General features: G+C 70.6%; 22 protein-coding genes. 9 read left to right on the top strand and 13 right to left on the bottom strand.

The genetic code is table 11. The annotated features are described in order from the left end of the window. The first annotated feature begins 460 nt into the window (after nucleotides 1–460). Together MFF54_RS06505 and grpE are read left to right on the top strand one after the other, a co-directional pair. The gene (locus MFF54_RS06505; protein WP_238301807.1) at nucleotides 461–3,256 is read left to right on the top strand and encodes a [protein-PII] uridylyltransferase; all 2,796 of its coding nucleotides are present in this window, start codon (nucleotides 461–463) and stop codon (nucleotides 3,254–3,256) included. Nucleotides 3,257–3,340: 84 nt separating this feature from the next. Beyond that, on the top strand, nucleotides 3,341–3,976 hold the full coding sequence (gene grpE, locus MFF54_RS06500) for a nucleotide exchange factor GrpE (protein WP_238301806.1): 636 nt from the start codon (nucleotides 3,341–3,343) through the stop codon (nucleotides 3,974–3,976). A 63-nt stretch (nucleotides 3,977–4,039) separates the two neighbouring features. On the opposite strand, the gene MFF54_RS06495 is transcribed toward grpE, so the two are convergent. From MFF54_RS06495 to MFF54_RS06485, 3 genes are all read right to left on the bottom strand, one after another. Next, complete coding sequence (locus MFF54_RS06495; protein WP_238301805.1) at nucleotides 4,040–4,414, bottom strand: phospholipase A2 family protein; 375 nt, start codon at nucleotides 4,412–4,414, stop codon at nucleotides 4,040–4,042. A 378-nt stretch (nucleotides 4,415–4,792) separates the two neighbouring features. After that, nucleotides 4,793–4,951, bottom strand: coding sequence for a hypothetical protein (locus tag MFF54_RS06490; protein ID WP_238301804.1), 159 nt, complete (start codon nucleotides 4,949–4,951; stop codon nucleotides 4,793–4,795). Beyond that, complete coding sequence (locus MFF54_RS06485; RefSeq protein WP_238301803.1) at nucleotides 4,948–5,265, bottom strand: hypothetical protein; 318 nt, start codon at nucleotides 5,263–5,265, stop codon at nucleotides 4,948–4,950. The genes MFF54_RS06490 and MFF54_RS06485 overlap by 4 nt, the downstream gene beginning before the upstream one ends. Nucleotides 5,266–5,410: 145 nt before the next feature. On the opposite strand from MFF54_RS06485, the gene MFF54_RS06480 reads away from it, so the two are divergent. Together MFF54_RS06480 and MFF54_RS06475 are read left to right on the top strand one after the other, a co-directional pair. After that, on the top strand, nucleotides 5,411–6,247 hold the full coding sequence (locus tag MFF54_RS06480) for a DUF6502 family protein (protein WP_238301802.1): 837 nt from the start codon (nucleotides 5,411–5,413) through the stop codon (nucleotides 6,245–6,247). Nucleotides 6,248–6,258: 11 nt separating this feature from the next. Beyond that, nucleotides 6,259–7,560, top strand: a complete 1,302-nt coding sequence (locus MFF54_RS06475; RefSeq protein WP_238301801.1) for a DUF5666 domain-containing protein — start codon at nucleotides 6,259–6,261, stop codon at nucleotides 7,558–7,560. 75 nt (nucleotides 7,561–7,635) lie between these two features. On the opposite strand, the gene MFF54_RS06470 is transcribed toward MFF54_RS06475, so the two are convergent. After that, nucleotides 7,636–8,505, bottom strand: coding sequence for a helix-turn-helix domain-containing protein (locus MFF54_RS06470; protein WP_238301800.1), 870 nt, complete (start codon nucleotides 8,503–8,505; stop codon nucleotides 7,636–7,638). Between the two features lie 539 nt (nucleotides 8,506–9,044). Between MFF54_RS06470 and MFF54_RS06465 the strand changes: the two genes are divergently transcribed. Next, nucleotides 9,045–9,278, top strand: coding sequence for a hypothetical protein (locus tag MFF54_RS06465; protein ID WP_238301799.1), 234 nt, complete (start codon nucleotides 9,045–9,047; stop codon nucleotides 9,276–9,278). 264 nt (nucleotides 9,279–9,542) lie between these two features. Here the strand turns inward: MFF54_RS06465 and MFF54_RS06460 are convergent, their stop codons facing one another. Genes MFF54_RS06460 through MFF54_RS06450 form a run of 3 tightly spaced genes read right to left on the bottom strand, consistent with a single transcriptional unit; the run spans nucleotide 9,543 to nucleotide 13,043 of the window. After that, entirely contained in the window at nucleotides 9,543–10,133 is a 591-nt protein-coding gene (locus MFF54_RS06460; protein ID WP_238301798.1) for a DUF1254 domain-containing protein, read from the bottom strand. A gap of 16 nt (nucleotides 10,134–10,149) precedes the next feature. Next, entirely contained in the window at nucleotides 10,150–10,809 is a 660-nt protein-coding gene (locus tag MFF54_RS06455; RefSeq protein ID WP_238301797.1) for a DUF1214 domain-containing protein, read from the bottom strand. Between the two features lie 8 nt (nucleotides 10,810–10,817). After that, the gene (locus MFF54_RS06450; protein ID WP_238301796.1) at nucleotides 10,818–13,043 is read right to left on the bottom strand and encodes a transglycosylase domain-containing protein; all 2,226 of its coding nucleotides are present in this window, start codon (nucleotides 13,041–13,043) and stop codon (nucleotides 10,818–10,820) included. Between the two features lie 321 nt (nucleotides 13,044–13,364). On the opposite strand from MFF54_RS06450, the gene MFF54_RS06445 reads away from it, so the two are divergent. Further along, nucleotides 13,365–13,865, top strand: coding sequence for a YcgN family cysteine cluster protein (locus MFF54_RS06445; RefSeq protein ID WP_238301795.1), 501 nt, complete (start codon nucleotides 13,365–13,367; stop codon nucleotides 13,863–13,865). Nucleotides 13,866–13,892: 27 nt separating this feature from the next. Here MFF54_RS06445 and MFF54_RS06440 read toward each other — a convergent pair whose 3' ends face one another. The 5 genes from MFF54_RS06440 to MFF54_RS06420 all read right to left on the bottom strand — a co-directional run bounded on the left by MFF54_RS06440 (nucleotide 13,893) and on the right by MFF54_RS06420 (nucleotide 17,249). Beyond that, nucleotides 13,893–14,546: an NrsF family protein gene (locus MFF54_RS06440; protein ID WP_238301794.1), complete on the bottom strand. Its 654-nt coding sequence runs from the start codon at nucleotides 14,544–14,546 to the stop codon at nucleotides 13,893–13,895. 3 nt (nucleotides 14,547–14,549) lie between these two features. After that, a complete protein-coding gene (locus MFF54_RS06435) occupies nucleotides 14,550–15,125 on the bottom strand; it encodes an RNA polymerase sigma factor (RefSeq protein WP_238301872.1) in 576 nt (191 codons plus the stop codon). 215 nt (nucleotides 15,126–15,340) lie between these two features. After that, a complete protein-coding gene (locus MFF54_RS06430; RefSeq protein ID WP_238301793.1) occupies nucleotides 15,341–16,123 on the bottom strand; it encodes a creatininase family protein in 783 nt (260 codons plus the stop codon). Between the two features lie 88 nt (nucleotides 16,124–16,211). After that, nucleotides 16,212–16,745, bottom strand: a complete 534-nt coding sequence (locus MFF54_RS06425) for a protein phosphatase CheZ (RefSeq protein WP_238301792.1) — start codon at nucleotides 16,743–16,745, stop codon at nucleotides 16,212–16,214. Between the two features lie 120 nt (nucleotides 16,746–16,865). Continuing rightward, complete coding sequence (locus tag MFF54_RS06420) at nucleotides 16,866–17,249, bottom strand: response regulator (protein WP_066921441.1); 384 nt, start codon at nucleotides 17,247–17,249, stop codon at nucleotides 16,866–16,868. Between the two features lie 249 nt (nucleotides 17,250–17,498). Between MFF54_RS06420 and MFF54_RS06415 the strand changes: the two genes are divergently transcribed. Beyond that, nucleotides 17,499–18,479, top strand: a complete 981-nt coding sequence (locus MFF54_RS06415) for a bifunctional riboflavin kinase/FAD synthetase (protein WP_238301791.1) — start codon at nucleotides 17,499–17,501, stop codon at nucleotides 18,477–18,479. 57 nt (nucleotides 18,480–18,536) lie between these two features. Further along, nucleotides 18,537–18,755, top strand: a complete 219-nt coding sequence (locus tag MFF54_RS06410; protein WP_238301790.1) for a DUF2093 domain-containing protein — start codon at nucleotides 18,537–18,539, stop codon at nucleotides 18,753–18,755. A gap of 42 nt (nucleotides 18,756–18,797) precedes the next feature. On the opposite strand, the gene MFF54_RS06405 is transcribed toward MFF54_RS06410, so the two are convergent. Continuing rightward, a complete protein-coding gene (locus MFF54_RS06405) occupies nucleotides 18,798–19,919 on the bottom strand; it encodes a helix-turn-helix domain-containing protein (RefSeq protein WP_238301789.1) in 1,122 nt (373 codons plus the stop codon). A 679-nt stretch (nucleotides 19,920–20,598) separates the two neighbouring features. Here MFF54_RS06405 and MFF54_RS06400 point away from each other — a divergent pair. Beyond that, nucleotides 20,599–22,881, top strand: a complete 2,283-nt coding sequence (locus tag MFF54_RS06400) for a fibro-slime domain-containing protein (RefSeq protein WP_238301788.1) — start codon at nucleotides 20,599–20,601, stop codon at nucleotides 22,879–22,881. Nucleotides 22,882–22,913: the final 32 nt, after the last annotated feature.

The raw sequence follows: 22,913 nt of genomic DNA, 5'->3' as shown, positions 1-22,913 counted from the left end.
GCGCATTGTCGTTCACTTGATCACTCCTCGTGCCGGCACCGGCGCACGAAAAGGCACCGCCTGCGGCGGAACACGGGATCGATGCTGAAGAACGCGATACAGCCGCCCCTCGCCGGGCCCAATCGGAACCCCGTGCTCTATGGGGTCGCGAACGGTCTCGCGAAGCTGTTCCCGCCCGTGGAGCATCCCGAGAACCGCGCCCGGGAGAGCGCTGCGCCCCGGCCGGCCCCCCGTCCGGCGCGCGGCTGAGCGCTCACCCGGAGGCCGTGCCGGCTCCTCCCCGATCCATACCCCGATCGCGGACAAGAGGCACAGGGCCGTTCCCAGATCGGGCGCGCCGCCCGTGTCAGCTCCACCGGATCGTGCTAGACCTTGGCCGAGGCCCGGCCTGTGCGGCTCCGGGCATATATCGCTCGGTTCAGAGGATTCCGGTCCGGCCGAGCTGCTGTAACGGGTATTCATGTTCGACGCCGTCGCCGCACTCGACCGGGTTCTGGAGACTCTCGACCGCGAGGCGCGGGAGCCAACGAAGCTCCGGGCGGCGCTGGTGCCGCAGCTCAAGGCGGTGATTGCGGAGGGGCACGCGGCGGCCGAGGCCCAGCTCCTGAAGGACCGCGACGGGATGGCCTGCGCGCAGGCCCTGTCGCGGCTCACCGACGCTGTGGTGCGGGCGATCTACGACGCGGTCTGCTGGCGCCTCTACCCGAACGACAACCCGACCACCGGCGAGCAGCTCGCGATCGTGGCAACCGGCGGCTACGGCCGCGGTACGATGGCCCCGGGCTCGGACATCGATCTGCTGTTCCTGCTGCCCTACAAGCAGACCGCCTGGTCCGAGAGCGTCGTCGAGGCGATGCTCTACGTGCTCTGGGACCTCAAGCTGAAGGTCGGCCACGCCACGCGCTCGGTCGAGGAATGCCTGCGCGAGGCCCGGGCGGATTTCACGATCCGCACCGCGCTGCTCGAAGCCCGCTTCCTGTTCGGCTCGCGCATCCTGTTCGAGGAGCTGGTCACGCGCTTCGACGGGGAACTCGTCATCGGCTCGGCCTCGGAGTTCGTCGAGGCGAAGCTGCGCGAGCGCGACGGGCGCGTCTCGAAGGCGGGCTCCTCCCGCTACCTCGTCGAGCCGAACGTGAAGGACGGCAAGGGGGGGCTGCGCGACCTCAACACCCTGTTCTGGATCGCCAAGTACACCTACCGGGTGCGCGATCAGGCCGAGCTCGTCCACGCGGGCCTGTTCACGCCCGAGGAGTACCGTTTGTTCGAGCGCTGCGAGGAGTTCCTGTGGCGGGTGCGCTGCCACATGCACTTCCTCACCGGCCGGCCGGAGGAGCGGCTCTCCTTCGGGCTGCAGCCCCGCGTCGCCGAGCGCCTCAACTACGGTCCCCGCGGGGGCCTGTCGGGCGTCGAGCGCTTCATGAAGGCCTACTTCCTGATCGCCAAGGACGTGGGCGACCTCACCGCCATCGTCTGCGCGGAGTTGGAGGCGCGCCACGCCAAGCGCACCCCGGTGCTCGACCGCTGGATCGGCCGCTTCCGCGACCGCTTCCGCGCCACCGCCATGGAGGCCGAGGATTTCTGGATCGACCACGGCCGGGTGAACCTGCGCGCCGAGGACGCCTTCGAGCGCGATCCCGTCAACCTGATCCGCCTGTTCTGGCTGGCCGAGCGCCACAACCTGCCGATCCACCCGGACGCGCGGCGGCTCGCCACCCGCTCGCTCCGTCTGATCACCCCGACCCTGCGGGCCGACGAGGAGGCCAACCGCCTCTTCGTCGAGATCCTGACCTCGAAGAACGCGCCGGAATCCGTGCTGCGCCAGATGAACGAGGCGGGCGTGCTCGGCCGCTTCATCCCCGATTTCGGGCGCATCGTGGCGATGATGCAGTTCAACATGTACCACCACTTCACGGTGGACGAGCACCTGCTGCGCTCGGTCGGCGTGCTGGCCTCGATCGAGGCGGGCCGGGTGCAGGAGGCGCACCCGCTGGTCTCCCGGGTGATCCACACCATCAACAACCGCACCGCGCTCTACGTCGCGATCCTCCTGCACGACATCGCTAAGGGCCGCCCCGAGGACCACTCGGTGGCGGGCGCGGCCATCGCCCAGCGGCTCTGCCCGCGCTTCGGCCTCTCCCAGGCCGAGACCGAGACGGTGGCCTGGCTCGTCGAGCACCACCTGCTGATGTCGATGACGGCCCAGAGCCGCGATCTCTCCGACCCGAAGACGATCGAGCGCTTCGCCGGCGTGGTGCAGACCCTGGAGCGGCTGAAGCTCCTCACCATCCTGACTGTCGCCGACATCGCGGCGGTCGGCCCCGGCGTCTGGACCGCCTGGAAGGGCACGCTGCTGCGCACCCTCTACGACGAGACCGAGGTGCGGCTCTCGGGCGGCCACTCGGAGATCGCCCGCACCGACCGGGTGCGCATGATCCAGATCGCGCTGCGCGAGAAACTGCCGGACTGGTCGGCGGAGGAGTTCGACGCCTACGCGGCCCGCCACAACCAAGCCTACTGGCTGAAGGTGGAGGGCGTGCGCCAGTTCAAGGACGCAAACTTCATCCGGGGCGTGGTGGAATCGGGCCGCACCAGCGCCACCGACGTGGAGACCGACCCGGTGCGCGGCGTCACCGAGATCACGGTCTACTCGCCCGACCACCCGCGGCTGCTCGCCATCATCACGGGCGCCTGCGCGGCGGCCGGCGGCAACATCGTGGACGCGCAGATCTTCACCACGAGCGACGGCTTCGCCCTCGACTCGATCTACCTCTCGCGCGCCTTCGAGCGCGACGAGGACGAGCTGCGGCGGGGCCGGCGCATCACCGCGGCGATCGAGCGGGCGCTCAAGGGCGAGATCCGCATCGCCGACCTCGTCGCCGACAAGCACCCGCCGGTGGCGAGCGCCCGGGCCAAGACCTTCCTGGTGCCCCCCGACATGGCGATCGACAACGCGCTCTCGAGCCGCGAGACCGTGGTCGAGGTCACGGGCCTCGACCGGCCGGGCCTCCTGTACGAGCTGACCACCGCCTTCAGCCGGCTCTCGCTCAACATCACCTCGGCGCATATCGCGACCTTCGGCGAGCGCGCGGTCGACGTGTTCTACATCACCGACCTCATCGGCACCCGCGTCACCCAGCCCGATCGCCTCGCCGCCATCCGCGCCGCCGTGATGGAGATCTTCGCCGGCGACGTGGCAGCGCTGAAGGCCGAGGGGCTGGAGGCCTTGGTCGCCGCCCCGCCGCCGCGGGAAGCGTGAGCGGCCCGGCCGCCGCGGGTTGATTTCAAGGCCCGCCGGCCTGATATCAGCGGCGACCCCGCACATCACCACGACTGAAACGCCATGACGAGCAACGACATGCAGCATGACGACCCGCGCCGGAACGAGGCCGCGGACGGCGCCGCGCCCCAGAACGGGGCTCATGCTGGAACGCATGCCGAAGCGGCCCAGCCGGCCGAGGCGAACCCGCAGGCGGAGGCCCTCGCCGCCCTCACGGCCGAGCGCGACGAGTTCAAGGACCGGGCGCTGCGCACGCTCGCCGAGATGGAGAACCTGCGCCGCCGCACCGAGCGCGAGGTCGCGGACGCGCGCACCTACGCGGTGACGAACTTCGCCCGCGACATGCTGAACGTCGCCGACAACGTCCGCCGCGCCCTGGAGAGCGTGCCGGCCGAGGCCCGCGCCGGCGCGGAGGGGGCGCTCAAGGGGCTGATCGAGGGTATCGAGCTGACCGAGCGCGACCTCGCCAAGACCCTGGAGCGCCACGGCGTGAAGGCCGTCGAGCCGCAGGGCCAGCGCTTCGACCCGAACCGCCACCAGGCGATGTTCGAGGTGCCGAACACGGAGGTCCCGAACGGCACCGTGGTGCAGGTGGTTCAATCCGGCTACGTCATCGGCGAGCGGGTGCTGCGCCCGGCGCTGGTGGGCGTCTCCAAGGGCGGCCCGAAGGCGCCCGCGAACCCGACCGACGCCGGCTGACCTGCCCCCGGACGCGCGCATGACGGGAGCCCGGTGCCGACGGCGCCGGGCTCTTCGACGTTCTCACGGGTCGCAGGGCAGCGCCAGGGCGAAGTCCGAGACGAAGCGCGCGGTGTCCCGCAGCGACGGCAGCGTGCCGGGATTCCGGGCGACCAAGTCCGCCTCGGCATGGAGGCGGTCGTGGCAGGCGCAGGCCGCCAAGCGCCCCGAGGCGAGCGGGGGCGAGCAGGCGTCGTGCCGGGCGCAGGCGAGGTCGAGCGCGTCGATCGGCGGGTAGCCCGGGCCCCGATTGCCGGGACCGCAGAAATTGCCGTGGATCAGGAAGCTGCCGCGGCCGGCGTTGATCCGCGGCGGCTCCTGTGCCCAGCCAGCCGGCGCGAGGGCGCCCGCGAAGGCGCAGGTGAGCAAGGCCCGCTGCAGGAATCCGGAAACGGTCAAGGCTGGGCCCCGTTCATCGCAACACCCGCCCGCCGAGATGGATCGGCCGATGCGTCCGACAAGCGTCGCGTCCCGCGGAAGAAGACTTAGCGGTCGAACCGACTGACTTCCGCTTTCGGCGACCGGGGATGGACGCTACAGCCTTCGGCGCACACCGTTCCGGCACGGGAGCCTGCTGGCCGCCGCCGACGAAGCCGCCCCCCGCTGCCGGTCGCGGTGCCTTAGGTGGGGTCGGTGAAGCCGCCTCCGAGCCCGTAGCCACGTTCACGCCGACATTGAGCCCGGTCCAGGCCCGCGCGGGCGGCCGGAAGGGTTCTCAGCATGGATCTGCGTCTCGTGTTGGGGCCGCACGGTGCGGCCGCTGGGATGCGCGCGGCCTCAGAGCGCCGCGAGCAGCAGGCCGACCACGGTCACCGCCAGGATCAGACAGATCGCGAAGTCGATCACCCGGGCGCCCCCGCAATCGTCGGCGATGCCGGGGGCGCTGCGTCCGGATCGGCGCCCGGCGAGTCCCATAACGGTCGTGGGGGTCGTCACCGGATCAGCTCCGCGGCCGGGTGGGGGAGGGCGGCCTCCCGAAACGCCGGGACGCTTCGGGAGGCCTGGGGAGCCACCGTCCAGCCGGAGGGGGTCGGCAGGGCGGTGGCCTGCTTCGTTCCCGGTACGCCGCCGCGGTGGACCGTATCCGCGGCTTTGCTCCCGAGAACGGGCAGGGCGAGGGCGGCCAGGCACAGGGTGAGGCGTGCGAGGCGCGCGGCATCGGGTGTACGGCCGCGCGGGGCCGACCAGGGATGGAGGTCCCGCAGGGGCGGCAGAGCGGGCGGGGCGACCACACGGATCCTCTCGACCATGTCCGGGTTCCTGCTTCGTGGGAAATTTGACCACGCGAGAAATACGTGTGCAAAAATCCCACGTCAACGGAAATTCCCGCCGCACGGGTGCGCTCCCGCACCCTGTGGGATTGTCGCCCACGATTTCGAGGCTAAGGTCCGGCCCATGTCGGACGAGATCGCATCCTCGGAAGGCGCGGCCCTGCACGCGCCCGTGGCGCGCCTGCTGCGCCCCCTGGTGCGCCTGTTCGTGGCTCGGGGCATCACCTTCCCGGCGCTGACGAACCTGCTGCGCGAACTCTACGTGAACGTGGCCGAGTACGATTTCGCGCTCCCCGGCAAGGAGCAGACGGACAGCCGCGTCTCGCTGCTCACCGGCATCCACCGCAAGGAAGTGCGGCGCCTGCGCGGCGCGGGCGCGCCGGTGAGCGCGGTGCCGGCCGTGGTCTCGCGCACGAGCCGGATCATCGCCCGCTGGCTCGCCGACCCGAGATTCACGGACGGGCAGGGACGTCCGCTGCCGCTTCCCCGCTCGGCCCCCGGCGAGGCGCCCTCCTTCGAGGCCCTGGTCGCCGGCATCACCCGGGATCTGCGCCCGCGCGCCGTGCTCGACGAGTGGCTCGACCGGGGCTTGGCGAGTCTCGACGTGTCCGACCGCGTCGTGCTGGCCGAGGCCGCCTACGTGCCGAAGGGCGGCGGCGAGCCGCAGCTCTACTATTTCGGCCGCAACCTGCACGACCACATCGCGGCGAGCGTCGCCAACATCGTGGGCGAGTCCCCGCGCTTCCTGGAACGGGCGGTGCATTACGACGGGCTCTCGGAGGATCTCGCCCGGCGGCTCGAGGCGCGGGCCCGCGAGATCGCCATGGAGGCGCTGCAACAGGCCAACCGCGAGGCCCACGCCGCCTGCCAGACCGATCCCGGCGGCGACCACCGCTGGAACTTCGGCCTCTACGTCTACGCCGAGGCGGCGCCCCCGCCCGCGCCGCCCGGACCCCGTTGAGGAGCGGGCGCGTGGCGCGCGACGTCCGTCCAAGTCTTCGCCCGAGCCGCCGGCACGTCCTCGGCTTACTTGCCGGCGCCGCCTTCCTGCCCGGCCGGGCACCCGCGCAGGAGGCGCCGATCCGTGACCAGGGCATCGGCGGCACCGGCGCGCGCCCGACCGACACCCCCGGCGAGGGCGATCGCGGCATCGGCGGCACGGGGGTGATCGGCACGATCCGGCGCTTCGGCTCGATCGTGGTGAACGACCTGCGCATCGCCTACCCGGACGACGTCGCGGTGCGCATCGACGGTGCCCCGGCCCGCGCCTCGGATCTGCGCGTCGGCCACGTGGTGCGGGTGGTGGCGAGGTCCGAGGGAACGGGCCTCGCCACCCGGCGCATCGATGTGACGAGCGAGGTCGTGGGCCCGGTCGAGGCGGTCGGCCGCGACAGCCTCACGGTGCTGGGCCAGCGCGTCGCGACGGGCGGCGCGGTCGGCCCTCGGCAGGGAGAGTCCTGGACCGTCGGCCAGCGCGTCGCGGTGAGTGGCCTGCGCCGCCCGGATGGGGTGGTGGTGGCGAGCCTGATCGAGCCCCGCACGGCGGGTCCGGACCGGGTTGCCGGCCCGGTCCGGCGCGGGCCGGACGGCGCGCTGCGGATCGGCGGGCTGCGGCTGACGGGCGCCGAGCACCTGCCCGTTGGGCGCCGCGCCGCTCTCGCCGGGCAGGCGCGGGACGGTTCGCTCGCGGTGGCCGACGCCGCCGAGACGGGCCTGCCGCCCGGCATCCGGACCGCCTCGATCGAGGCCTATATCGGCCGGCGCAAAGGCGGGATGATCCTGGGTTCCGGCCTGACGGTCGCGGGCGTTCCGGGCGCGAACCTGCCCCGGTCCGGCGCGGTCCGGGCGGTGCTCACCACGGAGGTGGCGGGGGACGGGCGCCTGACGGTCGAGCGCCTGCGCGTCGACGATCGCCTCGCTCCGGTGCGTGAGCCTCCGCGCGAGCCGGGACGGTTCGAGGGGCCGGGCTTCCAGCGCGACCGCCTCGACCTGCGCGGCCTGCCGGGCCACGGGCCGGGGGGCGACGTCACGGGCCGGTACGGCCCTGGACCTGCGCAAGGATTGCGCATCGATACGCGGCCCCCCGGAGGCGGCCCGGGCGGACCCGGGGGCTTTGGCCCGCCCGGCGGCTTTGGCGGACCCGGAGGCCCGGGGCTCGGCCTCGGCGGCAATCCGGGCGGCTTCGGAGGGCCGGGCGGTCCCGGCGGCGGTCCCGGCGGAGGCGGACCGGGCTTCGGCGGCAACCCGGGCGGTTTCGGCGGCGGCCGCCGCTGAGCCGGTCGGTTCAGCCGGGATCCGGAGCCCCGGCACGGGATCGCCGAAGCGAAGCGCTGGCCCGGAGCGGCCCCGTCATCTCTGGGGGCGGTCCGGGCGATCCCGAGGGTCGGCGGCGTGTCCGAACTCCGCGATGGCCATGCGGTAGCCGAGATCGTGGGACGCGAGCGTGTTGGCGATGAAGCGGTCGATCGCGGCAAGGCCGCGCGGAGTCGCGGCGATGAGTCTCTGGCTCCGGCCGGACACGGTGATGAGGCCGGCGGCCTCGGCCGTGGACAGCGTGTTGCGGATATGGGACCGCGAGATCCCGAACCTCCTCTGCAGACCGGCGAGGTCCCGCTCCCGCACCGGCCGCGACTGCGGCTCCAAGTTCAGGTCGATCACATGCATGAGGATGTGAACGCCCTGATACATGCTGAGGAACGGCAGAAGGTCCGTGTCTTCACGGATGAAAGCGGCGATCTGAGGAAAATACGAGGTCGATGCTTTGCGCATCGCCAGCTGGAATTCTCGATCGCGGGCGACCGGGAGGTCGTATCCGGTATCCGGATACAGGATCCGCAGGGCCTCGTAATAGCCGGCCAGTCCCGTACGATCCCAGTCCAGAAGCTGCTCGGTCGGCTTGAGAAGCCGCAGGCGGCCGTCCGTCGCCACCCGCGCGAGCACGACGTATCCCGTCTCCACGAGGCGGGCCACGAAATCATCGATCTGGCGGGCGCTGGAGAGCCCGAACGTCGCCATGGCTTCCTTGAAGCGGGCGAGCGTCGGCCAGGTCGCGCGATCCGCGCTGTCGTAGGCGGCGTGGAGGCAGACGATCGCGCCGATCGCCGCGACGCGGTAGATCGTGCTCTGCCATCCGCCGGGGAAGTTCGCGAATTCGTACTGCGCCATCGTGGTCGCGATGTAGTGGCGGCGCATCTCGGCAAACCGGGGATGCTGAAGCACCTCGCCGGTCGTCCGATGGTCGATCTGGGGAAGGAAGCGCCTGAACAGCGACGGTGCCGGTGGGAGACGCGAGCCCGCATCGACGTTGCCCTGGTCCCGCGAGCCTCGGGGCTCAACCATGGCGGCGTTGGGAACGGTCCGTCCTACGGGCAGCGACGCTGCTTCGAGCGGTCCTGGCGGCGCGTCCGGGAACGCTCGGGAACTCACGGGTCGGTTCGGGCATCGTGCTCTGTGAGGGGCGTGTCGTCATGGATTCGCGATGACGTTCCGGCCCTCCCGCAGGAACCGAGGCCGTGAGCGACAGTCCCCACGACTCATAGGCACGTACAGGTCAGGATCAGCTGGTAGAAGCGCTGCTCCGGTCCCGTTGCCGACACGGACGGATGATGCCTCGCGTGCGAAGGGGCGCGCGATGCGTCGTGGCGCGCAAGCCGCGACTTCGTCTGGGTCACGCCCCCGTCGTGCCGCATCGCGGTCGACGGCGCATCGTCCGAACCGACCGGCGGGTTCCGGTCCGGGTCTGAGGCCGATCTGAGCAGTTGATTGAACTGATGTGCTTCGGCGTGCTCGCGCAATCTGCTGGACATGCAAAAGCACCCTCGGCCGGAGCATTCTTCGCGTGGGACCTATTGATGCAGCCGAAGGTTGCGCAGGGCCTCAATACGGTTGCCGGCGTCTGCTTCGGTCCATTCGTGCCTCATCCCTGCCTGTCTACAGCGCCGAAAATGGCGCAACAACCGAGCCTGACTGTCAAAAATTGCGATGATCCCTGAGCCCGAAAGAAACGGATGCTCGCTGCCGGGCAGCCCCGGACTTCGCGCATGCAGACGGATGACCCGGCGACAGTCGAGGCGTCGCGTCAGCGCGTGGACCGTTGGCACAGGACGGGACGAGCAGCCCAGGGCGCGGCAGCGATGCTCGCCGGTCCAGCGCCGAGCGAGCCCTTTCCTGTGGCGGTACGTCGCATCGTAGGGAGAAGGTCTACGGATCCGGATCACGGCCCCGGCGCGCGAGCTCGCCTTCGCCGCCGGACATCCCTACCGCGCGGGCGGTTCCTCACTCTGGCTGTCGATGGAGCAGGCGACCGCCTGCACCGCCGCGTTGGCAGCGGCGCGCTGGCTCGGCAGGCCGGCCAGGGCCCGCACCACCACGAAGCCCTGGCGGTCGGGAGCGACGATGCGCACGTCGCGGCTCGGCTCGTTCTCGTCGTCGTTGGCGAGCGCCTCGTCGTACTGCGCGCGCGTGAGGATCACGAGGTCGAGCGCGCCCCGCACCGCCGCTTGGTCGGTCACCGCGTAGAAGGCTCCGCGCCGCCCGTGAGCGGCGAGCGTGAGCATCAGCGGACCGGTGCGGGCGGAGACGCGCAGCGGCCCGTCCGCGAGGTCGTAGGCGCAGACCCCGACCGCCACCGCCGGGTCGGGGATCGGCAACCACGCCTCGGCCGGGGCCGGGTTCGCGGCGGTCGCCACCGTGTAGACCGGCTGCGGATGGTCGAGGGTCTCGCTGGCGCGCGCGCGGGAGAGCGCGTCCGTCTCCGACAGGAGCGGGATCGCCAGCACGGTCGCCACGTGCACGAGGCCGGCGAGCGTCAGGCCGCACAGGGTGGCGTAGGCGAAGCGCAGGCTCATCGGGGCCCCATCGGTCTCACGTCCGGCAGCGCACACGGGTGATCGCCGGCACCGCGTCGCGGTCGAGGCTGCCGGCGCTCGCCGCCACCGGCGTGTCGTAGAGGCGCAGCGCCAGGCGCAGGGGACCGGTCTCGCGCGGGCTCGGCAGCCAGTTGCCGGGCTCCGCCTCGGGCCCGAGCGTGATGGCGAAGCGGCCGTCCCGCTCGCGCAGGATCTCGGTCGCGGTGAAGCCCTCGCGCACCGGCGGCCGGGCGGGGTCCGGGTCGCCGCGGCCCGAGACGGTCAGCGTCCAGGCCCGGGCCGGCGGCGTCGCGCCGGTGAGGCTGTAGGTGCAGGCGGCGTCGAGCCCGCGACCGGCATCGTCGGTCGCGGCCGTCATCAGCAGACCTTCGCCCACCGCGAGCGGGATCTCGCCCCGGCGGGCGTTGACGGCCCGGGTGTAGGGATCGGCGCTGGTGGCGCCCGCCCGCGGCCAGATCGTCCAGGCCCCGACCGTGACGCCGCCGAACGGGTAGCCGCCGCGCGTCGCCCAGTCGGCGCTGGCGAGCCCCAGCACCGCGCCGAGCGCCAAAGCGTAGAGGGCGAGCCCGACCCAGGCGCTCCGGCGCCACAGGTGCCCGGCGATCCGCGCGATCCGCCCGCCCGCCCGCGCGGCCGCGGCGGCCGGCGCCGTCACCGCGGGCCTCACCGGGGCGCCGTCCGGTCGGCCGGGCCGCTGCCCTCGGCGAGGGCGCGGGGCGCGCCCTTCGGGTCGAGCTGCGCCCCGGGCCGGGGCGGCGCCTCGATGGTGCGGAACAGGCCGTTCACGCCGCTGATCACCTCGAAGGAGCGGCGCGAGAGCTTGCCGTAATTGCTCGCCGCCGGGTTCGTCGGCGCGGTCGGGGCCGCGGCCTGGGCGCCCGGGCCCGGCACCTTCAGGCCGGGCAGGGGCTTGATCTCGATGCCCTGATGGGCCGGCTCCATCACGTCGTGCCAGACCTGGGCGGGCAGCGAGCCGCCGGTCATCTTGTTGGTCGAGGTGCTGTCGTCGTTGCCGAACCAGACGGCGCCGACATAGTTGCCCGAGTAGCCCACGAACCACGCGTCCTTGTAGCCGTTCGTGGTGCCGGTCTTGCCGGCGATCTTCACGCCCTCGATCTGGACGCGCCGGGCCGTGCCCTCCTCGACCACCTTGTTGAGCATGTAGTTCATGCCGGCCACGACCTGCGTCGAGAGCACCTGCTCTGGCCGCTCGTCGGCGTGGCGGTAGATCACCTCGCCGGAGGAGTTCTTCACCTCCATCGCCGCGTAGGGCTTGGCCCGCTGGCCACCGTTGGCGAAGACCGCGTACGCCGCCGCCTGATCGATCACCGTGACCTCGGCCGAGCCGATCGGCAGCGAGACCGAGTCGACGAGCGGCGTGGTGATGCCCATGGCGTGCGCGGTGTCGATGATCTTCTTGCGGCCCGCCACCGCGGCGCGCGCGTCGTGGCTGATGCCCATCGCCTTGCCGAGCTGGATCGAGACCTGGATCGGGATCGTGTTGATCGACTTCGCCACCGCGAGCCAGAGTGGCTGCCGCCCCGAGAAGGAGCGGCCGTAATTCTGCGGACACCAGTTGCCGATGCAGGTCGGCCGGTCGACGACCACTGTCTCGGGCTTGTACTGGCCCGAGGCGAGCGCCGCCGCGTAGACGTAGGGCTTGAACGAGGAGCCGGGCTGGCGCAGGGCGTCGGTGGCGCGGTTGAACTGGCTCTCGCCGTAATCGGCGCCGCCGACCATCGCGCGCAGCGCCCCGTCCGGATCGAGGATGACCATCGCGGCCTCCTCCACATCGTAGGCGTCGCCGGACTTGCGCAGCACGTTGGCCACCACCTCGTCGGCCCGCTTCTGGATCGCGACGTCGAGCGGCGTCTTCACGGTGAGCACGCGGTCGTTGCGGAACTTGCCCGCGTCGGCCATCGACTTGATCTCGCCGAAGGCCCAGTCGAGGTAATAGTCCGCCGTGATGTCGCGGGTGCGCGTCACCGGCGTCGCGGGGTTGCGCAGCGCCGTCTGGATTTGGCCTTCCGTGACGAAGCCCGCCTCCACCATGTTGTGCAGCACGTCGACCGCGCGGGAGCGCGCCGCCGGCAGGTTGACGTGGGGCGCGTACTTCGTCGGCGCCTTGAACAGGCCGGCCAGCATCGCAGCCTCGGCGAGGCTGATGTCCTTCAGCGGCTTGCCGAAATAGTAGTCCGCCGCCGCCACCGCCCCGAAGGTGCCGCCGCCCATATAGGCTCGGTCGAGATAGAGCTTCAGGATCTCGTTCTTGCTGAGGTGGAACTCCAGCCACAGCGCCAGGAAGGCCTCGTTGACCTTGCGCTCGATGGAGCGCTCGTTCGTCAGGAACAGGTTCTTGGCGAGCTGCTGCGTGATCGAGGAGCCGCCCTGCGTGTTGCCGCCCCCGCGCGAGTTGTTGACCAGCGCGCGCAGCGTGCCGATCGGGTCGATGCCCCAGTGCTCGTAGAAGCGCCGGTCCTCGGTCGAGACCAGCGCCTTGATCATGATGTCGGGAAACTCGTCGAGCTTGAGCGAGTCGTCGTGCTTAATGCCGCGCCGCCCGACCTCGGTGCCGTAGCGGTCGAGGAACGTGACGGCGAGGTCCTGCTGCTTCAGCCAGTTCTCGCTGGTCAGGTTGAAGGCGGGCTGGGCCAGCGCCAGCATCCCCAGGAGGCCGACGGTGCCGAGCGTCACGCCCTCGCTCGTGAGGTCGAGCGCGACGCGCTTCCAGCCGCGCACCGAGAAGCGGTTCATCGCCGCCTGGAAGCGCTCGTAGACGATCCCGGTCGATTGCCCGCTGTCGTAGAGGCTCGCGTTCACCCAGGCATCGAAGCCGAGGGCGGCATGTCGGATGCGGGTCCGGATCGCGGTGAGGTTCGGCAGACGCACGACGGAGGATCCGGCTTCGAAGGCACCAGGGAGAGCAGTCGGGAGCCGACCCTCCTTAGCAAGCCCTGCGGCCATTCGCGAGGCTTGATCGCGGACAACGTCCGGGAGGTGGATCGGGAGCCGTTGATCTCCGCTTAACCTTGATGACCGAATGGGGCGCCCTGGTGGCGCCGGGGCTCTCCCAGGCTCTCCCAGGGCTCTGCCCCGGACCCGCCAAAGGTCGCAGACCTTTGGAATTCAAGCCCGCCGCGGCCACGCTTGCGTGCGGGCGTGCCTTGCGGCAGAGGGGGGCTCCACCCCGATTGTCGAGAGGCGTTCCCGATGGGAAGCCACAGGGCCCCGCGCCGCGGTGCGGCCGTGCCGTCGAACGAGTTCTGGCGCACAAAGTCCCTGGAGGCGATGACCTCCGAGGAATGGGAGAGCCTGTGCGACGGCTGCGGGCGCTGCTGCCTGATCAAGCTCGAGGACGAGGATACGGGCGAGGTCCACCACACCGATATCGGCTGCACTCTGCTCGACGGGATCGGCTGTCGCTGCCGCGACTACGCCCACCGTCAGAAGCGGGTGCCGGACTGCGTGCGCCTGACGCCTGAGGCGGTGCGCACCATCTCCTGGCTGCCGCCGACCTGTGCCTACCGCCTCGTGCGCGACGGTGAGCCGCTGTTCGACTGGCACCCCCTGGTCTCGGGCCGTCCGAACAGCGTCCACGAGGCCGGCGTCTCGGTGCAGGGACGGCTCGCCGGCAACGAGGAGGAGTTCCTCGACGAGGAGTATCCCGAGCGCATCGTCGACTGGCCGGGGCTCCTGCCGGACGAGGAATAGCGCGCTCGGGTCGAGCCCTGCCGCCGCTTAACCTCGGCTCCGGTCGAGCAGGCGGCCGCCCGCCAGCCCATTCAGGCCGATCACGCCGAGCACCGTCGCGCCGTGGGCCACGAGATCGGTCGCGGTCGAGTCCTGCGGATGGAACGGGATGAGGAGCGCCGCCGCGGCCGCCGCCACCGCGAGGCCACCGAGCGCCGCGGTGAGGTTCGGGCGCAAGGGGCAGGCGCGGCGCAGCATCAGCACCAGCAGGACCGAGAGCGGCAGCGATACGCTGAGCAGAAAGGTGAAGCAGCCGGGCAGCGCGTGCGGGGCCTCGATGGCGGGGCCGGCCAGCGCCCGCAGGCAGCCCGGCCCGCTGGCGCCGATCCACAGGGCGGCCGGCGCCAGCGGCAGCAGGGCCCAGCCCGCGGAGCGCCCCGGTACGCTGGTCGCGAAGGCCGCGTAGGCGGCGGTGAGCGCCGTCAGCACGGCGCCGAGCAGGACGATCCGCGCCTCGGCCGGGCGCGGCCCCTGAAGGCCCTCCAGCTCCAGGACGGCGAGGAGCGCGAGGCCGAGCGCCAGGGCGGCGCCAGTCCAGGCCAGGGCGCGACGGCCCGGGGATGGCAGCGGGCGGACCGGTTCGAGTCCGGCGACGAGATCGTCGACGAGGCGGTCGTGCGGCAAGGAATGAGTGTCACGCATCGGCTACTCTCCCGGGCGTCCCGTTCCGGGGCCTGCCGCGAGGCTGGCGCGCAACGCCTTGATCGCCCGGTGCAGATTCACTTTGAGAGCGCCTTTGCTCCGCCCGGTCAGCGCCGCGGCCTCGTCGAGGGAGCGCTCGCGCAAGGCCAGCTCCTCGATGGCTTGGCGCTGGCCGGCGGGCAGGCCGGCCACGGCGCGGGCGAGGTCGGCGGCGCGCTCGCGCGCCTCCAGGCCTTCGCCGGGTTCGGGCAGCGCGTCGGCCTGCCCCTCGTAGGCGGCCGGGTCGTGCACCTCCCGCGGTCGGCGTCCTGCACGGCGGAGCGCGTCGATCGCCCGCCGCTGCGCGATGGCGCGCAGCCAGGGCAGGAAGGCCCGCGCCGGGTCGTAGCTCGCCCGCGCCCGGTGCAGGGTGACGAGCGTGTCCTGAACGACATCCTCCACGGCCTCGCCGCGCAGTCCCTGCGCGCGCACGGCCGAGCGGATCACCGGCAGGCAATCTCGGAGCAGGGCGCGGTAGGCGTCCGCGTCGCCCCCCTGCGCCGCGCGCATCGCGGCGGCCAGCCTCTCCTCCTGCGCCATCGCCGTCCCGTTTGCCTGCGAGGCGGATTCTAACACCCGCGGGCGCAGCGGGAAGAGCGGGTCGGCGCGTGCGTCGAGGCGTGCGTTGAGGCGTGCATCCGGGGCGAGGGTTAGCAGCATGGGCTTCGGCCGGCGTTGCGTTGCCGCGGCGGGCGGTCCGGTGCTTTCGCCCGCCGCGGCCGCGCGGTTACGCGGTGGGCTGGAGCTTCAGCCCGTCAGTCGTCGAGATCGAAGCGGGCGACGTCGGCGAGCAGGTCCACGAAGGCCCGCGCGCCGTGATCGAGGGCTGCCTGGCCCGCCTCGGCGCGGCCGAGGCGCGCGTCGCCGATCGCGCCGGACGGGTGCAGGTCCTGCGCCTTCCAGGCGAAGGCGGCGGGGCGGCCGGCGCTGAGATGCGTGAAATCTCTCCGCATCCGGAGCGCCCGGGACGGGAAGTCGGCGATCCGGTCGGTGCGAACGAGGTCCGGGCGCAGCGCCAGCATCAGGGCGGTCTCGATCCCGCCGGCGTGGATGCCGTAGGCGACCTCGTCGGCCGGAAACAGATCCGCCGGGTAGCCGAAGCGGGCCCAGGCGGTCGTCACCGCGACCATGTTCAGGCGTCCGCGCAGGTCCGCCGCCACGAGGTCGATCAGTGCGCTGTTGCCCCCGTGCGACGTGACGATGACAAGCCGGCGGCATCCCGCGCGGTGCACGCAAGCGCCGATCTCGGTCCAGGCCCGGAGCGCCGTCTCGGCGGAGAGCGTCAGGGTGCCCGGAAAGGCGTCGTGCTCGTCGGACTTGCCGATGGTCTGCACCGGCAGGGTCAGCACGTCGAGATCGTCCGGCACGCGGGCCGCGGCGCACGCGAGATAGCCCTCGGCGATCACCACGTCGGTCGCGAGCGGCAGGTGCGGCCCGTGCTGCTCCACGGCCGCGACCGGCAGAACCGCGACCGCGCGGCCCATGTCGCGCGTGCGGATCTCCTCGGCGGTCAGCTCGGACCAGGGGCGTGCGGGCATCGGCCGTGTCTCGCGGGCGGCGGGGCCGCCCGCTCTAGCATGCCGGACCCGCGCCCGTGAAAACGCGGTTCGGCGTGCCGGCTGAAGCTCAGGCGAACAGGGCGTCGATGTCGTCCTGGGCCGTGGCCGGGCCTTTCGACTGCGGGCCGTTGAGGATCAGGCGCTCGGCCCGCTCCTTGCGCGCCGCCTCGGCCGGGTCGAGCCCGGCATCGTCGCGGGCGCGCACCGCGGTGGCGAACCGGGCGAGCCGCAATTCGAGGTGGCGCAGCGCCTCGACCACCTTGGAGATGCGCTGGCCGGTGATGTCCTGGAAGGCGCAGGCCTCGAAGATCGTGTAGATCTGCGCCTCGACGTTGGCGCGGTAATCCGCGTCGTCGGGCAGCGCCAGCATCGCCTCGGCCGATTCCATGATGGTGTTGGTGGCGCCCGCCGTGGCGGCCAGCACGTTGCCGAGCTCCTCGTGCGCCATCGGGATGCGGTCGCGCGTGATCTCGTTCGCCCGCAGGGCCGCGATCTCGCCGCGCACGTGGCTGATGTAGTCGGCGATCTGGACCAGCTCGGCGACCATCTTCTGCGGGGACAGGCTGGCCGTATCAGGTACCGATGTTCCGGAATAACCCATGACGATTCCTCGAACCCAAGATGTCCTCGAACCCGAGAGACTCGGGCCGGGGCAGCGATCCGCCCGGTCCCCCCGAACGGGATCGGACCGCCTGCCCCGTGCGTCGGACGGGTGCGGCGCTCAGGCGCCGCAGACGGCCTCGATCTTGGACTTCAGCGTGGCGGCGTTGAAGGGCTTGACGATGTAGTTGTTCACGCCGGCCTTCTTGGCCGCGATGACGTTCTCGGTCTTCGACTCGGCGGTGACCATGATGAACGGCGTGGTGCGCAGGCCCTCGTCCGCGCGGACGTGGCGCAGCAGCTCGTAGCCCGTCATCGGCTCCATGTTCCAGTCGGAGATGACGAGGCCGTACTTGCGGCCCTTCAGCTTGGCGAGCGCGGCGGTGCCGTCGGAGGCGTCGTCGACCTCCTCGAAGCCGAGCTGCTTCAGCAGGTTGCGGATGATGCGGACCATGGTCTGGTAGTCGTCGACGACCAGGATCGGCATGCTGAGGTCGAGGGCCATGAGCGCGTGACTCCGTGTGTTCTGTACAAGGCGAGCAGCTTGAGAGCTCCCGCGATCCGATTCCCGGGAGGTGCCAGAGTCCGAACGGCACCTCATGACGGCGAAAATAGGCTTGACCGGATTGCGAACCGGTTAACCCGCGCGCGAGCCCGCTTCGCTTGACCGCAGGTGTGCTTTTCGACAGGGTCCGCGGCGTCTTCCGGGGCCCCTCGACCCCGATCGTCACCCCGAGCGAGACCGCAAGTACCGATGGCGTCAGGCGACGAGACGGCCGCGCGACCTTTCACGATCTGCCGGCCGGACGAGCCCGTGCCGCCGAACCTCGCCGGTGCGGTCGCCGCGCTCGGCAACTTCGACGGCGTACATCGCGGCCACCGGGTTCTGGCCGAGGCGGTGCGGGAGGCGGCGGCCGAGGCTCCGGCGATCGTGCTGACCTTCGAGCCGCATCCGCGCGCCTTCTTCGCGCCCGACATGCCGATGTTCCGGCTCACCGGGCCGGAGGCGAAGGAGATCGTGTTCCGGCGCCTCGGCCTCGACGGGCTGGTGATCCGCCGCTTCGACGCCGAGCTCGCCGGCACCGGTGCGCGCGCCTTCGTGCACGACCTGCTGAAGCGCGACCTCGGCCTCTCGGGGGTGGTGATCGGGCACGACTTCCATTTCGGCCGCGGGCGCGAGGGCACGCCCGCGATCCTCGCCGATCTCTGCCGCGAGGCGGGGCTCGCCTGCCGCATCGTGCCGCCGGTGGCGCTGGGAGCGGAGGCCGAGCCGATCTCCTCCTCGGGCATCCGCCGGGCCCTGGCGGCGGGCGACCTCAGCCGGGCGAACGCGCTGCTCGGCTACCGCTGGTTCGTGCTGGGCACGGTTCGGCACGGCGACAAGCGCGGGCGCGTGCTGGGCTACCCCACCGCCAACGTGGCGCTGCCCGATTGCGGACTCGCCCACGGCATCTACGCGGTGCGCGCGCGGCTCTCCGACGGCTCGTTGCGGAATGGCGTGGCGAGCTACGGCCGCCGCCCGACCTTCGACGACGGGGCGCCGCTCCTCGAAGTGAACCTCTTCGACTTCGCGGGCGACCTCTACGGGCAGACCCTCGCGGTCGAGTTCGTCGCCTGGATCCGCGGCGAGGAACGCTTCGACAGCGCCGAGGCGCTCGTCGCCCGCATGGACATCGACGCGGCCGAGGCGCGCCGCCTGCTCGCCGCCGACGCCACGCCGTCGATGCTCGGCTGATTCCTGCCGGGCTCGGCCCGTGCTATGGAGATGGCCGAGACTTCAGGGACATCTGCGATGCTGGGACGCTTCGAGCGGGGTGCGAGCGGGGAGGCGGTCGTCGAGTACGGCGACGGCACCATGCGGGTGGTCAAGCCCGGCAGCTTCGTGCGCTGCGCGGTGACCGGCGAGGCGATCCAGCTCGACGCCCTGCGCTACTGGAGCGCCGCCCGCCAGGAGGCCTACGCCTCGCCCGAGGCCGTGATGGTGCGCCTGAAGCAGACCGGCCGGCCCTAGAACCCTTCCGATTGCCGCGCAGCCGGGACTGGTCCCGTGTGCTCAGCGCATGCCAGAACCATCCGCGGGCCCGCCAGGGGCATCCGTGACGCGCGCGCGCGATAGGCCCAGCCGCGCGATCTGCGCCGTGTGCCACGCCGCGTCCTGGCGGGCCGCGAAGGCGGCGTACTGGCTGGGCGGCATGCCGTAGCGCGCCTTGAAGCTGCGCCCGAGCTGCGTCAGACCGCCGAAGCCGTGACGGGCCGCCAGGCCCGCCAGATCCCGGCGCGCCCGGGGATCCGCGATCAGCGCGCCCGCCACATGGTCGAGCCGGCGCCGCAGCAGCGCGGCCTGGATCCCGCCCTCCGCTTTGAACAGCCGGTACAGCGTGGCCCGCGACAGGCCGAGATGCCCGGCGACCGCGTCCGCGTCGAGGTCGGGCCGGGCGTGATGGGCGTCGAGATAGGCCAGCACGGCCGCGTGTCGGGCCTGCTCGGACGCGCCGGCGGTGTCGGCGTCGGCGAGCCGCGCGGCCTCAATTAGCCCGGCCGCGAGGCCGAGCACGCCCGCGAACGCGGCCTCCGCCTCGCCGAGACGCAAGGCTCCCGCCGCCTCGAACAGGCCGGTCAGCACCGTGGTGAGCAGGCTCCCCGGGCCGCTGCCGCCCGGAATGACGTGCCCGTGCAGCTCTGAGGCCAGCAGGCCGGCGGGCACGCTGGCGCGGGACGTCGTCAGCACGAGATTGGTGAAGTCCGTGGTCCGGCTGACGAGGGGACGTGCGTAGTCGAACAGGGCGAGGTCGCCGGGCTCCAGGCGGAAGGCCCGTCCGTCGGCCTCGCCCTCCAGCGTGCCGGCCTCCTGGCGGTAGAGCATGACCTCGTCGGTGCCGCCCGCGACGTGCCGGGGCGTGCGGGTGAGGATCTGGGCCGCGGCGCTCGAGCGGGCCAGCGAGGCCGTGCGCGTGTGGTAGCGCAGTTCCGTGGCGTGGAAGTCCTGCGCGGCGGGATCGGGCAGGTGCACGTCGTAGATCGGCGCGATGGCGGCGCGGTAGGCCTCGAACAGGACGGGGCCGGTGACTCCGTGCGGGTTGCCGTTGCTCGGCTGCAGGCGCGCGGCGTGGGGCGAGTCGTCGGTCGGGTCAGGCCCTGCGGCGCTGGTCGTCCCGGAGCGCGGCTTGTTCTGCATTCGACGCGAAGCGTCACGCTTTTCGACATTTGACATCGTGATTGTAGGTTCTCACGAAAATATCTCTGCTTATAGTCCTCAAACTATTGCTTCCGCCACTGGGGGTGTTACCCCTCTGCGCAGTTCAATATGGGCCGGTCCGCTCCAGGGACCGTCGCCCGGGGAGGGTGCTCCATGGCCACCTTCGCGATCACGAGCGTTCCCAACGCAGCCGGCGCCCCCGGCATCGGTCCGCAGATCGGCACCACGCTCCGTCGCATAGAGCGATGGCAGCAGGACCGCTGCTGCACAGGCGGTGATGACGGCAGTGGTCTTGTCGTGCCCGCGCGGCACAGCCGTCTGGCGGCGGCTACCGCGCGGAGCGCGTCCTTCCGCCACGGAGCTCGGCGGCGAGATCGGGCGGGTTTCCGTCGTGGAGCAAGGCCAGGATAGCGCACCCAGTCTCGAAAGAGACAGATCCGGGCTGCTGTCGCCGGGCTGAAGGCGCGCGTTGTGGGTCGAGCTGGGTCGATCGGCGTTGCCCGGCCTAGTTATGTCTCCATCTGTATTTGGCAGAAGGCATCGCATCTTAGAGCGGTAATGCGGTATTCTGTATTATTGCGCAATATTCGGAAAGTAAATTTCGTCGCGCACTGATGTGCGATGTGGACCTAGCTCGGCAAGACGCGAGATTGATATCATGGCTGCATCCGATCGGACGCTGACCGGGACGGCACGCGATTTTTCCTACCTCACGCCACCGGCCGGACGAAAGCCACTGAAGCATCCTGATTTTGAAACGTATAGTTCGAGCTCAAATCGAACGGGCCTGGTCTCTGCGAGCCTTGGACCCGACGGAACCCCGATTCTGCAGAGTACCGGCGGAGTCATAACTTCTGCAGCCTCGTTTCAAACTTGGTTCCATAACGATCCAGATTACAATGTTAGCCTACCAATCAGCATTGTACTGACGGACACCGCAGATCCAGCCGTACAAGGATATTCGGCAACGGTTTTTGCCCCTCTGGACGGAATCGGTTTCGGCAATCAAGGAAATAACCATAACTATCATTACACTTATCAATTGACTACAACGTTTACATATCATGGCACGGAGTCTCTCGATTTTTTGTCAGACGACGATATGTGGGTTTTTATCAATGGTCGACTGGAAGTTGATTTGGGTGGTGTCCATGGACCGCAAGCGGCCACGCTGAATCTAAGCTCGACCGGTTCCGCCGCAGCACGGCTCGGACTTGTGGTTGGAGGAACATACGAAATCGCGATCTTCCATGCAGATCGTCATACGACGGGCCTGGATTTCGGCATCCAGATCCCGACTCAGGCAGCAATCTCGGTTGATTCGACCGCTGACAGCATCATCGACCAAACGGAGGCCAGAGCGACAGCCTTTACGGTGACCGGGTTCGACGGACTATCTGGCACCGCGGTCTTCACAGATGGTGCCCACAGCACCCAGGTTTCAGTGAGCGGCAATGGTGCTCACACAATCGACTTGACTGGATTTTCCGGCAATGTCAGCTCCAGGCTTGCTGTCGGCAGTCAGACGTCTGGGATCGGCAACGCCGTAACCGTGCAGCCTGTGAATGTACCGCCCACGATTGGAGGTACGGCTGGCGGACAGGCCATCAACGACAAAACGATGGTGAGCCCCTTCTCGGCTGTCACCATCACGGATCCCGACGCAAACGCTTCCGCGACCGCAACCATCACCATCACGGCCGGCGGTACGGCCAGCGATGCCGGCGGCACACTCTCCGGCGCTGGCCTGACCAAGACCGGTACAGGCACCTACACCCTCACGCCAGGAACGCCTGCAGCGACCGAGTTGGCTCTGCGTGCCCTCGTCTTCACGCCGAGGGCCAACCAAGTCACGCCAAGTGGAACGATCACGACTGGCTTCAGCCTAGCCGTCAGTGATGGTGCCGCAACGACAACAGACAGCACCACTACGGTGGTCGCCACTTCGATCAACGATGCGCCTAGCCTCGGCGGAGATGGGCAGATCAACGTTTCTCAGGGTGGAGCTGTGACGGTCACGACCGGAGATCTCACGGCCAATGATCCGGATGTTGGGCAGAACCTTACTTACACGCTGACTGGCACGACGCGGGGGCAGGTGCTGGTCAATGGCACAGCGCTTGCCGTCAACGGCACCTTCGCGCAGACGCAGCTCGCCAACGGTCAGATCAGCTTCCAGCAGGATGGCAGTGCCGACACGGGGGCGAGCTTCAGTGTCAGGGTGAGCGATGGCCTCGACACTTCAAGCCGAGCGACGGTTCTCGCAAGCGTCGCTCTGACCCCCCAGCCACCCGATCCAGGCCCTGCCGGTCCGACCTCGGGCGACGACAATCTCACGGGTACGTCGGGGCCAGACACGATCAGCCTGGGACTCGGCAACGACACCTACGCGAGCGGGGCCGGCAACGACCTCGTCTACGGCAACCAGGGCAACGACCTGATCTACGGCAATCAGGACACCGATACCCTCTACGGGGGCCAGGGGGACGACCGCGCCTTCGGCGGCCAGGGCGACGACCGCCTGTTCGGCAACCTCGGCAACGACGTGCTCTCCGGCAATCGCGGGGCCGACATCGTCTACGGCAACCAGGGCAACGACCTCGTCTACGGGAACCAGGGTGCGGACATCCTGTTCGGCGGGCAGGGCAACGACGTGCTCTACGGCGGGCAGGACGCCGATATGCTGGCGGGCGGCATCGGCGACGACACGCTGGTGGGCGGACTCGGGGCAGACCTCTACCGCTTCGACCCGAACTCGGGCCGCGACCTGATCCTTGGCTTCAACCAAGCTGAGGGCGACCGGATCGCGCTGGGCGGGCAGACCTACACGGTCAGCTCGGCGCAGAACGGCGACGCGCTGCTCTTGCTCTCGGGCGGCGGCGTGGTCGATCTGGCCGGCATCCGGGCCGATCAGGTCAGCGCCGGTTACTTCGCGGCTTGAGACGCTCCGGCATGATGTCCGCCCCGCCCCGC

Origin of the sequence: Methylobacterium gregans (genome assembly GCF_022179245.1) — a bacterium.
Lineage (GTDB): Bacteria > Pseudomonadota > Alphaproteobacteria > Rhizobiales > Beijerinckiaceae > Methylobacterium > Methylobacterium gregans.
The sequence above is the reverse complement of the archived record's forward strand: the minus strand, read 5'-3'. Positions and strand labels throughout refer to the sequence as shown.

Excerpts from the sequence above, each read along its gene's own strand:
- MFF54_RS06505 (WP_238301807.1), top strand. The coding sequence starts at position 461 with ATGTTCGACGCCGTCGCCGCACTCGACCGGGTTCTGGAGACTCTCGAC.
- grpE (WP_238301806.1), top strand. The coding sequence starts at position 3,341 with ATGACGAGCAACGACATGCAGCATGACGACCCGCGCCGGAACGAGGCC.
- MFF54_RS06485 (WP_238301803.1), bottom strand. The coding sequence starts at position 5,265 with ATGGTCGAGAGGATCCGTGTGGTCGCCCCGCCCGCTCTGCCGCCCCTG.
- MFF54_RS06480 (WP_238301802.1), top strand. The coding sequence starts at position 5,411 with ATGTCGGACGAGATCGCATCCTCGGAAGGCGCGGCCCTGCACGCGCCC.
- MFF54_RS06460 (WP_238301798.1), bottom strand. The coding sequence starts at position 10,133 with ATGAGCCTGCGCTTCGCCTACGCCACCCTGTGCGGCCTGACGCTCGCC.
- MFF54_RS06445 (WP_238301795.1), top strand. The coding sequence starts at position 13,365 with ATGGGAAGCCACAGGGCCCCGCGCCGCGGTGCGGCCGTGCCGTCGAAC.
- MFF54_RS06440 (WP_238301794.1), bottom strand. The coding sequence starts at position 14,546 with ATGCGTGACACTCATTCCTTGCCGCACGACCGCCTCGTCGACGATCTC.
- MFF54_RS06435 (WP_238301872.1), bottom strand. The coding sequence starts at position 15,125 with ATGGCGCAGGAGGAGAGGCTGGCCGCCGCGATGCGCGCGGCGCAGGGG.
- MFF54_RS06430 (WP_238301793.1), bottom strand. The coding sequence starts at position 16,123 with ATGCCCGCACGCCCCTGGTCCGAGCTGACCGCCGAGGAGATCCGCACG.
- MFF54_RS06425 (WP_238301792.1), bottom strand. The coding sequence starts at position 16,745 with ATGGGTTATTCCGGAACATCGGTACCTGATACGGCCAGCCTGTCCCCG.
- MFF54_RS06420 (WP_066921441.1), bottom strand. The coding sequence starts at position 17,249 with ATGGCCCTCGACCTCAGCATGCCGATCCTGGTCGTCGACGACTACCAG.
- MFF54_RS06415 (WP_238301791.1), top strand. The coding sequence starts at position 17,499 with ATGGCGTCAGGCGACGAGACGGCCGCGCGACCTTTCACGATCTGCCGG.
- MFF54_RS06410 (WP_238301790.1), top strand. The coding sequence starts at position 18,537 with ATGCTGGGACGCTTCGAGCGGGGTGCGAGCGGGGAGGCGGTCGTCGAG.
- MFF54_RS06405 (WP_238301789.1), bottom strand. The coding sequence starts at position 19,919 with ATGCAGAACAAGCCGCGCTCCGGGACGACCAGCGCCGCAGGGCCTGAC.
- MFF54_RS06400 (WP_238301788.1), top strand. The coding sequence starts at position 20,599 with ATGGCTGCATCCGATCGGACGCTGACCGGGACGGCACGCGATTTTTCC.